Source organism: Catellatospora aurea (assembly GCF_042663325.1).
GTDB lineage: Bacteria > Actinomycetota > Actinomycetes > Mycobacteriales > Micromonosporaceae > Catellatospora > Catellatospora aurea.
Genome location: NZ_JBHTAC010000047.1, coordinates 52,406 through 67,969 on the forward strand (window position 1 = coordinate 52,406; position 15,564 = coordinate 67,969).

Genomic DNA, 15,564 nt, shown 5'->3' on the forward strand with positions numbered 1-15,564 from the left:
CTTGCGGGTCAGCTGACATGCTTGACAACGTAGCGGTGGTGCTCGGCCAGCACAGACTTGGCGCCCTCTGTGCTGGCCAGCCGGGCTGCGAGCGTCGCGATGGCCAAGCGTTTCGGCAATGCATCGCTGAACTTGAGGCCCACCAAGGCCTTCTCGTTCACCTCGGGCAGACAGATCCTGTCCGCGGCGTCGGCGATGCCCGTACGCCACATCTCAGGTGTGAGATCCTCTCGTAGGCGCACCTGGCGGTCGTCGAAGCGTTGCGCAGGGTCCACGATGTCGCCCAGGGTGGCGGCGAGGGTCGCGTTGGTGCGGTAGCCGGCCCATGTCCACCATCGGACGTCGTCGCCTTGTCGATCGCGCACGATAACGTTGCCGCCCGGGTGCACGACGGAAGACTGTTCGTCACGTGCGACCTTGAGCCGGTCCACGGCACGTCTGGTCAGCCGGACCGGGGGGTCCGCACCCAGGAGCACGTCACGCATGGCACGGGTGAGCTCGAAGGATTGCCCTGCCAAGCCGAGGTTCATCCAGCGGGCACGGCCGCCGCCGTCGGCCGGCTCGACGAAGCACCGGCGGCGTCGCCAGTCGATGAAGGTAACTGTCCAGCTGCGCCCACCGAGCAGGAGCCGTCGCTCGCCCTTGACCTCCTCGGTGAGCAGGCTGGGGTCGATCCGGCCGAGCTCGGTTCGCCCGGTCAGCACACTGAACTCCGGCGGTCCGGTGAACACGGCGGTCATGTCCATGAAGTTGCGGCGCCCGAAGCGCAGCTCGGCGGCTGGGCCGATGAAGAGCATGCCGTCGTCACAGTCGAGGTAATCGTTGTCGACCAGGTAACGCACGATCGGTGCGGCACCTGGGCCGAAGGGAGCCAGGCCGTTCCACGACTGCTGCCAGCTCTGGTCGCCGATCCGGTGCTGCTGCAGGCACAGGGCGAGAATCTGCTGGGCCACGATATGCCGTGGTTCGGGCGGCGCAGCGACCGGTTCAACCCAGTGCCTACCCCACAGCAGCAGTAGTGCGGCGGCTTTGACCAACGAACCGGAGTCAACGGCCAGGAGAAGGCAGTTACGTGTGCTGCCTGGCCGCCGCCCGGTGCGGCCGAGGCGCTGCAGGAACGACGCCACGGTCGACGGAGTGTTGATCTGAATGACCCGGTCCAGGTCGCCGACGTCGATGCCGAGTTCGAGCGTGCTGGTGGACACGATGACGCAGTCGCGTGCATCGGCGAACGCCTGCTCGGAGCGGCGCCGTTCATCGGCGGACAGCGAAGCGTGGGAGAGGAAAGTGGTCAGTCCGCGTTCGCGCAGCAGCTGGCCGAGTTCCTCGACGGTCTGCCGGGATTCGCAGAAGACCAGCCGTTTCTGTCCAGCGTGCAGCGACGCGATGACGGTGGCGGCGTTGGCCAAAGTGCCCACATAGTCCAGCTCGATGTCGCCTGGTGGCGGGCTGGCCGTTGCAGGCAAGGCAGACGCAGCGGCAAGGTCCGGCGCGACGACTGCTGCCGAGCGTCGGCCGGCGTTGGAGCCCTGCAGCCATTCCAGCAGCTGACCAGGGTTGCCCACCGTTGCCGACAGGCCAACACGTTGCAGCGGCCGGCCGACGAGGTTGGTGAGACGTTCAAGCACCGCGAGCAGGTGCCAGCCTCGGTCGTCGCCGGCGAATGCGTGCACCTCGTCGACAACGACGGCTTGCAGGCCGGCGAAGAACGTCCGGTGGTCGACGTTGACGCTGACGAGCATGGACTCCAGCGACTCGGGGGTGGTCAGCAGGATGTCGGGGCGCTCGGTGAGCACGTTGCGCCGGGCGCTGCCGCGAACGTCGCCGTGCCAGACGGCCGCGCGCCGCCCGAGCCAGCCCGCATAGCGTTCAAGCCGCGGTTCGAGATTGTTGAGCAGGGCCTTGAGCGGGCAGAGGTAGAGCACGGAGGTGCCCTGCCAGCGTTGTCCGGTCATCCGGGACAGCAACGGGAATATCGCGGCTTCGGTCTTGCCGCCGGCGGTTGGTGCGAGCAGCAGCGCATCGCCACCATCGGTCAGCGGCTCTATCGCGGCCTTCTGGAGGGGGCGTAGGTCGGACCAGCCGAGCGAGTTGACGATGTGATGTACGAGTACCGGGTCGAGGCTGTCCAGCGGCATGGCGCTCACATCGGGAGCTGGATGTCGTCGGCCGTGGTGGCGTTGCGCTCGACGTCGGTGAGTTCGTCGCCGCGTACGGTCAGGGCGTAGTCGCGGCGGGGGTCGAAGTCGGAGAACTGCTCGACGCGGTCGAGTACGTCGGCGACGAGTTTCTTGAGGAACACCCGGGGCGCAATGCCGACTTGCCCGCCGAGTTTGCCGGTGACTGCGGTGGCGAGGTCGGCGATGTAGGCGGTGTCTACGACTTGGGCGACTCTCGGATTGGCGTACGCGTCGGCGTAGAGGCGGGTGACTTTGTCGCCGAGTTCGACGAGGGTGTCGGGGGTGAAGCCAGCAAGGCGGATCTGCGTGGCGCGGGGATTGTCCCAGCGCGGGTCGGACCCGAAGTCGGTGGCCAGCCGCTGCGCGAGCGGGGCGAGCCGCTGTATGCCTTGCTGCCCGTCGTAGAAGGCGGGGGTGCCGGTGATGACGAGGAACAGGCCGGGGAAGCGGCCGGAGTAGACCTCGTCGACGAGCTGGCGTAGCGCGTTGAGCGCTTTGTCGCGGGTGTCGGACCGCACGCGTTGGAGAGTTTCGACCTCGTCGAGCACGAGCAGCATGCCGGGGTGGCCACTGTCGCGCAGCACGGTGAGCAGGCCTTGGAGGAAGCTGAGCGCGCCGAAGTGGTCGAGGTCGCCTTTGACCGCGGCGTAGCGACGGGTGGCGGCTGCGACGTGGGGCTGGCCACCCAGCCAGGCAGCCAGGCCATCGGCGGTGGGCTGGTCGCCTGCGGAGTTGGCGGTGCGGTATCCGCGCAGCGCGGCGGCGAAAGCCGGGGTACTGCGGGAGATGTCGGCCAGGCGGCGTTCCAGCAGCTCGCCGACTGCCTTGTCAAGCCCCTCCGCGTCGTCCTCGGTAGCGGCGCCGCTGCCGAGGACGTCCTCTTCGAGCGCGAAGATCCAGCCGTCGAGGACGGCCCGCAGGGCGCTGGGCGGGAACTGCTCGGTGGACAGGTGCTCGACGAGGCGGCGGTAGACGGTCTCCATGCGGTGCAGCGGCGTCTCGGTCTCGGAGATTTGCACCTCAGCGGCGGCGAAGCCGCGCCGTTTGGCGCGTTCGGCCAGCCAGCGGGTGAAGAACGTCTTGCCGGCGCCGTACTCCCCGCGGACGGCTTTGAAGACGCTTCCGCCCTCGGCGGCGCGGTCGAGGTCGTCGTCGGTGGCGGCGGTGAACCGGTCCAGGCCGACGGCGAGGACGTCGAGCCCGTTGCCGGGAACGGCGCCGCGGCGCAGCGCATCGATGATGTCGCGCCTGCGCCGGGCGGAGACGTCTGCGGTCATGGCACGGGCTCCTGGTGCTGCGGGTTCACGGCTGGTCCAGCTCGAACTGCTCGGCCAGCAGCCCGGTGTCAAGTTTGACGGTCTGACCGTCGGCGTCAACGGTGAGGACGGGGTAGCCCTCGATCTGCAGCAGCTTGCGCAGCGCGGTGACGGTGCCGTTGATGCGGTGGGCGGGGACGCCCGCGTGGGCGGCAAGGGTGTCCATGGTGGCCCGGCCGCCACCCGCGAGCAGGGCGTTCAGCAGGGCGGCGACGCGTTCGTCGGGTAGCGGCGCCCGGGTGTCCTTGCGCTGCTGGTAGACCTTGCCGGCCAGGAGCTGCTCGACCAGGGACACCGGTGCTGCCGGCGGCTCGGCTGGGGCCGCTGCCAGGGGCGCCATGGCGGGGGTGAGGTCGAACAGTGCTGTGTCCTGAACGGGCTGCTTCGAGGGCTTGACAGCGCGCGACCGCGTGGGCGCCACGGGTGCGGCGGGTTCGAGGTCCGGCACGGTTTCGCGCCACCAGGCCGGGCTGGCGACCGGCGCCCCGGACCAGCCCGGCACCGCGGTCTCGTCGGTGGCGAGCACGATCAGCGGGATAACGGCCTCGGCGGGTGCGGCACCACCGTGGTATCCGGCCTTGCGCGTCCCGTACCGCAGCTGCTCGCGCCAGGGCAGCACGACACTGCCGCCGCCCTTGGCCACGCGTGCGCCGGTGACGGCGATCTCGCCGTCACCGGGCGCCTGGTCGGCGACGCGCCACCGGTTGTCACGGTCCGCCGTGGTGCGGACGACGGCCTCGGGCCCGCGGTCGATGACGTGCCCGTGGTCGGAGACGATCACCACGACCCGGTCCTGGGCGAGGGCGAGCAGGTCCTTGACCGCGAGGATGGTGTCCTCGCCCCAGACGATCACGCCGGGGTCGCTGCGGTCGAGGGCGTCGTCGACGGTGTTGACCACAGCTGCGACGACGGGGGTGAACGCGTCGCCGATGGCGGTGACGACCTCGGCGTCGAGGGCCGCGCCGGCACCGGCGCGCAGGTCGGCCTTGTGCAGCAGAACCCCGTTCGGGAAACGCTGCCGGAACGCGGCCTGCTCCTGGGCCTGGCCGCCGACGGCGATCCGGCCGGAGAACAGGCTGCACCGGCTGACCTCGGTGATGGTGGGCAGCGCTGCCAGCACGCCGGTGCGGGCGCCGCCGGCGTCGGTGAGTTCCAGCCAGGAACCGGAGCGGGTCAGGGACTCGGCGAGTTCGGTGGAGGCGGCGACGCTGAGACCGTCGAGGACCAGCAGCAGCACCCTGCGCCCGTTGGCGATGATCGGCTGGACGACCTTGTCCAGCACATCCTCGACACGCAGCAGCTTGCCGGGCTCGGCATCGGCGGCGGTGTCGGCGGCCAGCAGCCGGGCGAACTGCTCGTCGTGCCGGGCACGGCGTGCGTCGACGACCTGGTGCAGCTGCCGGTACGCGTCGGCGACGTGCGGATCGATGTCGCCGGCGAACAGGTCAAGGCGTGCCCGGTCGACCCAGCCGTCGTCGATGACCTGGCGGTCGAGTGCGGCGAGCAGCGTCGGCGGGGCGGGAGCGTCGGGGTCGGACAGCCAGCGCAGCAGCCGTACGGCCATCCGCGCGGTCTCGATCCGGCCGGGTGTTCCCGCGCGGTGCTGCTCGACCGGGCCGAGCGCCCGCTGTGCAGCGGCGACCAGGTCGGGGGCGGCGGTGCCTGCGGCGGGCAGGGCCAGCCGGACGGCGCTCGCGAAGGCATGCAGCCGCTCGGTCAACCCGGCAGGCAGCAGGTCCGAGCCGCCGAGCAGGGCTTGCGCGTCGATCTGCGAGGCAATCGTCTCGGCCCGGGTCAGCAAACGTGCCACCCCGGCGCGGGCGCCCGAGTCCAGGGCCCGGTCGACCCAGGCCTCGGCGGCGGCGGCGAGCGCACGGGCCTGGGCGTCGGTCAGCCGGGTGCCGCCGAAGTACGGCTCCAGCCGGGTGCGTGCCACGACGACCTGCGTACGCGGCTCGCCGGTGGCTCGCTGCGGCCACAGCGCGGAGGCGAGCAGGCCCAGCGCGATGGCGTCGACACCGTGCCCGGCGCGTACGGCGCACATGACCGGCACGGCCGCGGGCCCGGCGGTGTCGGCGACGAACCGGGTCACACCGTTGACGACCGGGGTGGGCAGCGCGATGAAGTCGAGCTGCGGTTGCGGCAGGGTGGTCGACTGCAGCAGTCCGGCGATGTCGAGGTCGTCGTCGCCCAGCCGCAGTAGCCGCATGGTCAGGCAGCGCAGCGCGAAATCGCGGGTGAGCACGGTGCCGGGCGGCACCGGCCAGCCCTCAGCCGGGGCGTACTCGGTGAGGGCGTCGGCGATCCACCGCCCGCCGCCGCGGGCCGCGTCGGTGAACGTCGGGTCGAGGTGCTTGATCCCGAACATCTGCCGGACCAGGTCCCACGGGTCGATGCTGCGTACCGTGTGGCGGCTCAGGTGGGCCAGGATGCCGTCGCCGAGCTCGGTGTCGTTGAGCTCGGTGAGCAGCACCAGCCGCTCGCCTTCGGGCAGCTCGTGCAGGGCCGAGCGAGCGGCCAGCGGTGTCGGGCAGGCCACGATCCGGGCGGTGGTCTGGCCGATGGCCAGCGTCGGGTCGCCGTCCCAGGCGGCGCGGGCACGCAGGGCGATCGCCGGCTGCCGATCGTCCTCCTGCAGCCAGCTCTCCACCTTGCGGCGCACGGCGGCAGGCCGCACCGCTTCCCGGGTCACTGGACGATCTCCCAGGTGACACGGATGGTGCGCCCACCGGTCAGGTCCTTGTTGAGCGCGTTCACCAGTTCGCGAAGGCCGTCCTGGTCGCCGACCTGACGGGCCCTCCCCTGGGTGGGTACGAGTGGCTTGGGGTCGTCCTTGTCCGGATCGCGGTTGGGGTTGACAGGCGGGAGGATGACCGGCGGGACGACGATCGGCTTGATGTCGGCGAGGAACCGTGTCGCCGCGGTCGACGCCTGTTCGAGGGCGGCGACGAGGTCGTCGGCGTTCTGGTCGTTCGCTGCGCTGATACGCAGCTTCTGGATGATTACCCGGGCACGTTCGTCCGTGTCCTGATGACCGATGACCGCGCCCAGGAGGGGCCAGTTGGTTCGTGCCAGTGCGGCGGTCACCGCGCTCGCCTGCTTGTACGCGACGCTGGCGGCCAGGTCGTCGATGTCGCCGACTTCGGCTTCGGCGACATAGCTCACGAGCACGACGTCGTCGGTCTCCTCGGAGATCTGCTTCAGCAGTTTGGCCACGCGCCGCGTGGTCGCAAGCCGTCCCGACTTGGCTTCGGGGTCGAGCCCCAGCACCGGGGCGTGGTCGGTCAGTTCCTGAAGCAGGACCTGCGCGTTCGCCGCGTGGGCCTTCGCCTCACCACGCACCATGGCGGCGAACTCGGCCAGTGCGGCGGGGCTGCGCCATTCCGGCACCTGCCTACCGAACAGCGGCCGGGCCCGCTTGACGGCCTGGTCCCATACCTCAGGTTCGGGCATCGGCGGGTGGCGCAGTTCCAGCTGGTCGTTGATCTCGTTCAGCGAGATCAGCTCGAACTTGCCGCCCTGCTTGTACCAGGCGAGCTGCTGCTCCAGCGCGAACACCGCGATGATCAGGTTCTGCAGGTCGCGTTCGAAGCCGCGGGCGGCGGGTTCGTCGAGCTGGTCGCGCAGCACGTGTACCGGGAAGTGGTCGCGGTAGTCCTGCTTGGCGGCTTCCTGCAGCAGGTGTTGGCTCCACCAGCAGGTGGAGTTCGCGAGCACGTAGCGGTTCTCGGTGAGCTCGCCCAGGCGCAGGTGGTTGCAGATGCGCTGCAGGATGCGCCGGTCCGCCTGGTCGACGACGGTGCCCCGGTCGGGGGAGGCGGCGGCGAGCTTGGCGTAGTGCCATACCTTCGCCAGTTCGGCCTTGGTGACGGTTTTCTCGTCCTCGGGCATTGCCGGCGTGCCAGGGTATGACCAGCGCAGCAGCTCGGCGGTGAGGTGTTCGAACGCGGCATCCATGGTGCCGCCGCGGGGGTCGCCCAGGGGCAGGCCGTCGGCGAGGGTGTGCAGGACCGGGATCTGGTCGAGCTCCACGTCGGTGGCCTGCGCCTTGACGACGCCGTACGCCTGCTTGAGGCTGTCGGCCAGCGACGAGCGCAGCTGCTGCTGGCGCTGCTGGAGGTAGATGCGGCCCTGCTGCCGGTCGGCCTGCGACCAGTCCGCGGCCAGCGAGTTGAGCTTCTCGCCCGTCCCGGTGCCGCCCAGCAGATAGTTGATCTTCGCGAGTTGGGCGACGCGGCCCATCAGCTCGTCGGTGAGGAACAGCGGCAGCCAGAACACGGTGCGCGAGCCGTGGTCGAGGCCCTCGATGCGGGCCAGGTCGTCCAGGCGGCTGTGACCGGGGGCGTCGAACGGGTAGTCGACGACGATGCGCCAGGTGTCGCCCTCGGCGTAGAGGGCGCTGTCGGGCATGGTCTCCCGGTTGCGGATGTTGCCGAACTTGACCCCGATGCGGTGTTTGCGGCCGCGCCATTCGCGCTGGTGCACGTACTCGCCGAGCACCTCCTCGCTGTCGCGCAGGCCCAGGGCCGAGGTGGTCAGGTCACGGATGAGGCCCTGCAGCACACCTGCCGTGGTCTCCTCGTTGCCGACGAGTTCGAGCAGCTTGTCGTAGTCGACCGAGGACAGCTTCAGCGAGAACACCGGGTCGGGTCCGTCAGTCTTGTGGATCTCGCCGGCGTCGGCGGACAGCCGGGTCAGCCGTTCGATGACGATCTGATTCTCGTATCCGGGGACCGGCGAGCTGATGCTGCCGAAGTTCAGCGCGTGCAGCCGCGCCGCGTTGAGGTTGTGCAGCGCGGGCACGTCGGGGACCAGCGCGCCCAGCAGCAGTGTCTTGATCAGCTTGTCGTCGAGCTGGAACTGCTCGTGCCCGGCGGCCTGCTCCTCGGCGATGCCGTTCTTGGACAGCAGCAGCGGCCGCAGCTTCTGGTGGTACGTGTCCCGGGCGGCGCGGAACTGCTGGCGCAGTTTCGGCCGGTCGGGCAGCTCGCCGTGCAGGACGAGCGGGTCGAACAGCGCCGACACCCCGATCAGGTCGTTGACCGCCAGGGTGTCCCGGCGGGCGACGAGCAGCTCGGTCATGACCCGCAGCGCGGTGCGCTCCCGCTGCAGCGCCTGCGACAGCGCGACCAGCGTCGCGACGAGCGCGGGGGAGAACGGGTAGAGCCGCCGGAACGCCGCGGCGTCCGAGCCGATGCCGGCGTCGCCGTACTGCGCGCCCAGCAGGAGCGTGTCCCACACCTCGCGCCGGTTGCGCACCGCGGTGAACGCGTCGTCGACGGTCTGGCGGGCCTCGTCGCTGATTGGGCGCAGCAGCCGCTTCTCGGTGATCTCGGGCAGGTTCGTGTCGGCGAGCATGATCTCGCCGAACCGGCCCTGCACGCTGCGCATCACGTGCGCGAGGGCTTCCCGCTCGGTGCCACCGACCTGCGGGCCGAGGAACTCCTCCAGGTTGCGCTGCCGGGCGACGAACGACACCAGCGGCAGCGGGCGGGCCGCGTCCGACGACTCGACGAGCTTGTTCAGCTTCGCGCCCTCGGTGTTGACGAAAGTGTGGTCGGCGATCTTCGTGGACAGCCAGAGGATCAGCTCATCGAGGAACAGCACGGCCGCGTCATAGCCGAGGCTCTTCGCGTGGCGGGTGACGACCTGCAGGCCGGTGTCGAGGTCGAGGTATTCACCACCATGCACCGCGCCGGTGAAGAAGGTGCTGGTCAGCGCACTGACGAGGCTGTCGCGTTCGGCGGTGCCGGGCGCGGCGGCGGCCGCGGCGTCGTAGGTCTGCGCCGTCCAGCCCTGCGACCGCGCCATCATCGCGGCCAGGCCCTGCCCGGCAGCCGCGGGACCGGAGTCGCCGCCGAGCTTGCCGAAGAACGCGTCGTCGCCCATCGTCTGGCGCAGGTTGCCCGCGTCCCGCAGCAGCGCGTCCGAGCGGTGCACGGCCGGGGCCGGCGCGTCCGGGTGCAGGGCCGTGATCTGGCGCAGGTAGCCCTCCAGCACCGCCTGCTCCACCGACCGGGCGTCGAGCATGTGGAAGGTCAGGCACAGGAGCTTCCTGCCGGGCAGCCACGTGTCCGCCGACGCGACCGGCTCGGCCAGGCCGCGGATCGCGCGGGCCTGCGGGTTGTGCTTCAGGATTTCCCGCAGCACCGACATGAAGTGCGACTTGCCAGCACCGAACGAGCCGTGCAGGAACTTCGCCTGCGACCGGCTCGTCGTCACCGCGTGGCCGATGGTCTGCAGCGCCTCGGTGAAGTTGCCGCGCAGGTCGTCGGTCACCACGTAGTTGGCGAGGTCCGCGCCCTCGGACGCGCGGACGACGAAGTCGCCCTCGCTCACCGACGTCGGGATACGGATCAAATCACGCATCAGGGTCATGCGAGTTCCTCCACGCCGCGCAGGTTGGTCAGGGTCGAGCGGTCGGATCCGAGGGAGCCGAGTTCGGTGTCGATGAGGCCGGAGAAGAACCGGGCGGGGGTGCCCAGGTAGCCGGGTTTGGGCTCATCGTGCCATTGCTTGAGCCAGGGTTCCAGTTCGGCCAGGCCTGCGAGCAGGGGAAGGAGCCGGTCGGCGGGCCAGCCGGCCTGCTGCTTGCGGTCGAGGTACACGGCGGCCAGGGCCTGTGCCTGCTGCAGGTGGTCCCAGCCGGCCCAGCCGAGCAGTTCGGTGCCGTCTCCGTCACGACCCATGCGGGGGTATGAGATAAAGCGTTCCTTGGGCACGTCGAGTTTGCCGCGGTTGCGCCAGTAGGAGGGTTTGGTGAAGTCGGCCGAGGTGTACTTCGGCGGGACGGCGATGTCGAGCTTCTCGCCGTCGTCCTCGCGGCGCTGCAGTGCCCAGGTGCGTTCCCACTGGGCGCGTTTGCGCAGGCCGGAGGGTTTATAGCGCTTGGCGGGTAGGAACGGCACGTGCTCGTCGGCGATCAGCTTGGTCAGGGTTTTGCCCAGGTCGTGGTGGTCGGTGCCGACCCACAGGTCGAGCACCGCCCGAAAGTCTGCGTCGTGGCGGATGCGGTCGGCCAGTTGCGCCACCGAGAGTGGGGTTGGCACCCCGCTCCACAGCGCAGGAGCCTCCAGCCGGTCCAGCAGCCAACTCTCCAGGGCAGCTTGCTGCATGTCGTCCCAGGCGGGAGTGTTCCAGCGGCGCTTGCACTCCGGTCGTTCGATCAGCCCGATGTTGCGGTCGGTCTCGATCACCGCGATTCGCTTCTCGACCAGCTCCCGGTAGTCGGCGGGCCAGTGCACGGGGGGCTCGGTGATCGGCGTCGAACCGTGCCGGGCGAACCACTGCGTCTCGGCTTTACCCGCTGCCATCTTCCGGGCCAGTACGATCTCGAACGCCCGCTCGCCCAACGTCAGCTCCGGCGGGTTCACGGCGGTCAGGTCATCGTCAAGCAGCCCGTAGAGCCGGTAGACCTGCCAGTCCAACTCCTCCTGCAACGCAATCATCCGGGCGCGGAGCGAGCTGTACTCGGCGCGCGCGTCGGCCAGCCGCCCCCCAGCCGGCATTCCCGATTCCGCGACCGCCGCCGGGGTCATTTCGGCGAGTCGCCGCGCGAGTCCGTCCAGCTCTCGCCCCAATTCCTGCGGGAGCACCGCCGGCAACGGAAACTCTTGCAGCTTCGTGCCGGTGAACTCGTAGAACCGTTCCCATTCCTGGCTCTTAAAGCCTTCATTGATTCCTTGACTGCCCTTGTCGTGGCTGACCTGCTTGAGCCAGAAGCAGGCGGTCGAGCTGTTGAGTACCCCCAGCAGCCGCAAATGATCGTCCTCCGTCGCCCCCATCGGCAACTTGATCACCGGTGCGGACTGCTTGAAGACCTTCCCTCCCCGATCCAGCACGAAGTGGTTATGCGTCGCTACAAATGCAAACGCAATCGACAGTGGCGTCCGTAGCTTCTCGCGGTAAAGCTCCTGCCATTCCCACCACGTAAGACCGCGCTCGACCATCAGTGTGCCGAACCTTTTCCGGCTGTTGATGGCCGACCTGTAGGTACGCAGCAATCGCTGAAGTCCCGTTGCTCCGTCTATGGGCAGCACATTCATTTGATCGTCGTACGGCCATAGGGCTGCGCTAGATCCACCGATTTGGTAATCGCGGATTGCTTCGCCTTCGACCAGCTTCATCGTTCGACCGACGCTGAGGCGCTGCGCAGCCGTTTGGTCCGGCAGCAAATACAAGTCGTCCTCGCCAGTAACCGAACAGATGCCGATTGCCTCGGCGAGGCTACCAAGGCGCCTTATGCCCTCGACTTTTCCGATTCCAGTCATGAGGTCGACGGCGCCTCCGCCACTGAGGCTCCACGGATGGCCCGCGAGTTGCTCGCGGGCGAATTCGGCGGTGCTGATCCACTCGGAGTCTGAAGCCGGCTCTTCGATCTGCTTTAGGATCGCAGTCCACACGAGACCCTCGGATGGTCGCTCAGGCTGGCCCGGCTCGCCACGCACGCCTAGCACCATGCGAATCGGGCTACTGTAGCGGCGGCTCACGTAGCGGTTGCTGCCGACAAGGATGACTGTCGGGGTGCCGTGGCCGGGGATGTAGGCTCCAGAAGTGTCGATAACCTCAGTCAGTTCGACTTCCCCGGCGAAGTATTCGCTGATGAGTTTCTTGCCGAATTCGCGTTTCATGAATGAGTTCGCTGTGATCTGCCCGACGTGGCCTGCGCCGTCGCCGTCTTTGTCACCACGCTTTGCCAGGTCGAAGAATCGCTGAGCGAACGGTACAGAGAGCGCGTACTTACCGGAACAGGCCGAGTAGTTCTCGCGGTATCGCTCGTTGAGGACCTTATCCTTAACGGTGATGTAAGGAGGGTTGCCTACAACGACGGTGTACTGGCCGGGGCGTAGGTAGTCTGCCAGAAGGTCGGCGTCTTCGGTGACGTAGGCGAAGATGGGCCGTCCTTCGAGTTCGGCGAGCAGGTCGCCTTGGTGGCGGGACTTCGCGCCCCAGTCGAGCAGTGAGTCGCCGGTAGCAATGCGTACGGGGTAGCTGTTGTTGAGGTTGGTGCGGCCGGTGGCCCGCAGCGCGGCGACGACCAGCCGGAAGCGGGCGATGGCAACGGCGAACGGGTTGAGGTCGACGCCGGTGACCTGCCCTAGCGCCCGCTCTACGAGGGTGTCGACGGCGGTGGCGGGTTCACGCTCACGCCACTTGGCCAGCAACCGCTCGAACGCGCCGAGAAGGAAGTGGCCGGAGCCGCAGGTCGGGTCGATGACGGAGGTCTCGGCGAGGCCGAACTCCTTGACGGCAGGCTCGAAGGTGCGGTCGAGGATGAACTCCTCGACGAATTCCGGTGTCTGCAGCAGCGCGTACGTTGACCGGGCGTGGGCGGAGAGGTCCTGGTAGAGGTCGCCGAGGAAGCGGGTGTCGAGGTCTTCGGTGTGCAGCGAGCGGTGGCCGTCGCCGCGGCGGAAGAAGTCGGACAGGGCCTCGGCAGCGTCGGCGGAGATGTCGAATCGCCAGACCGGGTTGTGCTCGTCGAAGATCTTGGCGGTGGCGCGCAGCCCGCGCAGGTGGGCGAAGGCGCCATCGCGCAGCCAGTGCCGGTCGTTGTGAGTCGGATTGGTGATCAGGTGTGCCTGCCGTGCCTGCAATGCCCGCTCGACGGACGCGCCGCTCTCGGGTCCGCCGATCCACTGGCGGTCGATAAGTTGGTTGTCCTCGCAGAACCGCACGAACACGCAGCCCAGCACCCACGCCACGCCAGCCTGGTCGAGCACGCCCTCCAGCCACGTCTCGAACGTGACGCCGACACGCTCGGCAGCTTTCGCCTCGGCGTACTCTTTGCGCAGCGCGGAGCTGAGCACGCTGTCCGCCGCGACCTGGTTGCGCAGATCGTCGACGAGAAGGCCGGCTTGTCTCTGGAGAGCTCGGGTCTCGATCACACGGAGATCCTACGGCTGGTCAACGCCACGGCTCGTCCCATGCCGTTCCGCTTATCGGCTGGTGACCGGTCGGTCTTCTGGCTCTGTGCCCTTCCGATTGGCGGCGAAGAACGGCCCGTGAGTGATCGTGATGGAGGTCTGCGAGCAGTCTGCTGGCGTCAGTCGCGATGGGGTGCGAAGTAGTCGCCGAGCATCTCGGTAGTCCAGGCGGCCTGGTGGACGTTCCCGCGCGGGCCGAAGTCGACGAACCAGGGTTTGATGTCGAGGACCGGTGTGCCGTCCACCGCGTCGAGGTCTTCCACGTGCAGGTCCAAGCCGTCGACCTTGAGCAGGCGGCAGCGGGAGACACCGAGCCAGTTGAGCCGTCGCATGTTGCGGTGGCCGAAGATGCCGACCTCCGGCCAGGCACTGTTGTCGCGCGGACGGCGGGCACCAGGGTTGAGGTCAGCGGGATCGGTCAGGTGGAACCTGAACACGACTTCGAGGTGCGAGAAGTCCTCCAAGCCCTTGGTCGAGTCGGGGCCGAAACGGGCCGGGTCGATCCGGATGACGGATCGGGTGCCGCCCCAGTGGTCGTCGGTCGGCTCGACTCGGCCGCCGACGACGTGGGCCACCGGGACGACCTCAAACGGCTGCTCCTGCATGGTCTTTCCTCCGGCTAGACGGCTGCGGCCAGGTAGGCGGCAGCTCGGGAGTCGATTTCGCTGGTAGTGGTGTTGTTGCGCCTGCGGAAGGGCGACAGCGCCCGCCGCATCTCGACGACGGTCTGACGGGCACGGGCCGAATGGACGCCTTCCATGGCATCCAAGGCTCGCGACCAGGTGGCGCAGGCCTCATCGATGTCACCCCGCCGAGCTTGTGCGGCACCGAGGTAGCCCAGCGTCACGGCGTGTGTCCGGGTGAACGTGGCCGCCTTGCGGGTGCGGACGCTGCGGCGGAACTCGCGCACAGCCCCGGCGAGGTCGCCGGTGTCTCGCAGCGCGCAGGCAGTCTCGTGGGCGAGACTCGCCTCGCCGAAGAAGAACACCCGGGCGGGTTCGTCGTCGCCGGGCGAGGCGGCGGCTAGGTCGTCCTCGGCACGCAGCAGGGCCGATGCGGCGGCCCGCTTGTGCCCGGTCGAGGCAAGCCCACGGGCGTACACGACGCCGAGCAAGGCACGTTCGCGCGGGCTGGCCAGCCCATACCGCGAGCCTTCCAGCGAAGCCTCAGCCAGACGTAGGCCCTGCTGGAGGTGCCCGAGATCGATTGCCTGGTGGGCCATCGCGCGGATGACATGGCCCGCCAGCGGCGGATCGTCGGCCTCGGCCGCGAGCTTGAGTGAGACGGTGAAATGAGCCTGTGCGGTGACGTGGTCGGCGGCGTCGAAAGCCATCCAACCCGCGAGATACGCCAGCTCACCGGCTGTGGAGAACATTGCTCGCCGGACGCCGTCGTCAGAGAAATGGCCGGCGAGCAGAGGGGAGACCTCGGTGTGCAGGTAGGTGGCCACAGCCGCGCGTGCGTGACCTCCTCCGCGTCGCTGATCGAGGCTGGAGAAGACCTGGGAGGTCTCCCGAATCATCTCCAGGTCGGCCCGCCCGGTGGTGCGGGTGCCGGGGCGGGTACGGTTCGCGCCTCGCTTTGCGAGGTCAGCCCACCAGCGTTCAGACGGCAGTGCGAGTCCGGCGAGTGAAAAGGCGGCAGCCCCGACGAAGCGCCTGCGTTGTCCGTCCACGTCCGCCTTCCTCAACATGTCCAGCCCCATGAGCGTATCGGCATCCCAGTCGATCATCGAATGACCGGTCGATCCCGCCGCAGGTGCCAGACCCAGGTCGTCGGCGGTGATGCTCCTGCCCAGCCGTCGTGAGAACGTCTCGGCGAGCAGATCAGGGGCCAACCCGGAGGGCTGAATTCCGGCCATCCACTTGGACACGTGCGAGCGTCCGACGGTGAGCAGGTCCTGGGCTCCGACCTCCGATGCCACCCGCACGAGTGCGGACGCCACCTGACGGTGTGACCATCCTGCTTCGGCGATCACACTAGCGAGCCTGGTGTTCGCTGTTCGTGGCCGCGCCATGGCCGTCTCCTGTCTCAGCGGATCTTTCACCACATTCACCGGGTCAGAGCGATTGATCCATCGGCCACGGGTGTCCGTGGCCATGGAAGTGTCACCGCTGGTGGCCAGTGAAAGTCCCCACCTCG

7 protein-coding genes are annotated in these 15,564 nt (G+C 68.8%); all 7 read right to left on the minus strand.

Annotated features, from left to right (window positions below; genetic code table 11):
* Nucleotides 1-8: 8 nt before the first annotated feature.
* The gene (locus tag ACFQO7_RS31175; protein ID WP_376809738.1) at nt 9-2,138 is read right to left on the minus strand and encodes a DEAD/DEAH box helicase; all 2,130 of its coding nucleotides are present in this window, start codon (nt 2,136-2,138) and stop codon (nt 9-11) included.
* Nucleotides 2,139-2,143: 5 nt separating this feature from the next.
* Nucleotides 2,144-3,457 (minus strand): BREX system ATP-binding protein BrxD, encoded by a 1,314-nt coding sequence (gene brxD, locus ACFQO7_RS31180; protein ID WP_376809739.1) that lies wholly within the window; start codon nt 3,455-3,457, stop codon nt 2,144-2,146.
* Between the two features lie 25 nt (nt 3,458-3,482).
* A complete protein-coding gene (pglZ, locus tag ACFQO7_RS31185) occupies nt 3,483-6,188 on the minus strand; it encodes a BREX-2 system phosphatase PglZ (protein WP_376809740.1) in 2,706 nt (901 codons plus the stop codon).
* On the minus strand, nt 6,185-9,865 hold the full coding sequence (locus ACFQO7_RS31190; RefSeq protein ID WP_376809741.1) for a phage resistance protein: 3,681 nt from the start codon (nt 9,863-9,865) through the stop codon (nt 6,185-6,187). Before ACFQO7_RS31190 ends, pglZ begins: the two co-directional genes overlap by 4 nt.
* A gap of 5 nt (nt 9,866-9,870) precedes the next feature.
* Entirely contained in the window at nt 9,871-13,383 is a 3,513-nt protein-coding gene (gene pglX, locus ACFQO7_RS31195) for a BREX-2 system adenine-specific DNA-methyltransferase PglX (RefSeq protein ID WP_376809742.1), read from the minus strand.
* A 158-nt stretch (nt 13,384-13,541) separates the two neighbouring features.
* On the minus strand, nt 13,542-14,027 hold the full coding sequence (locus ACFQO7_RS31200; RefSeq protein ID WP_376809743.1) for an SAM-dependent methyltransferase: 486 nt from the start codon (nt 14,025-14,027) through the stop codon (nt 13,542-13,544).
* Nucleotides 14,028-14,041: 14 nt separating this feature from the next.
* Nucleotides 14,042-15,564: Tat pathway signal protein (locus ACFQO7_RS31205; RefSeq protein ID WP_376809744.1), on the minus strand; the 1,523-nt coding region annotated here is incomplete at its 5' end.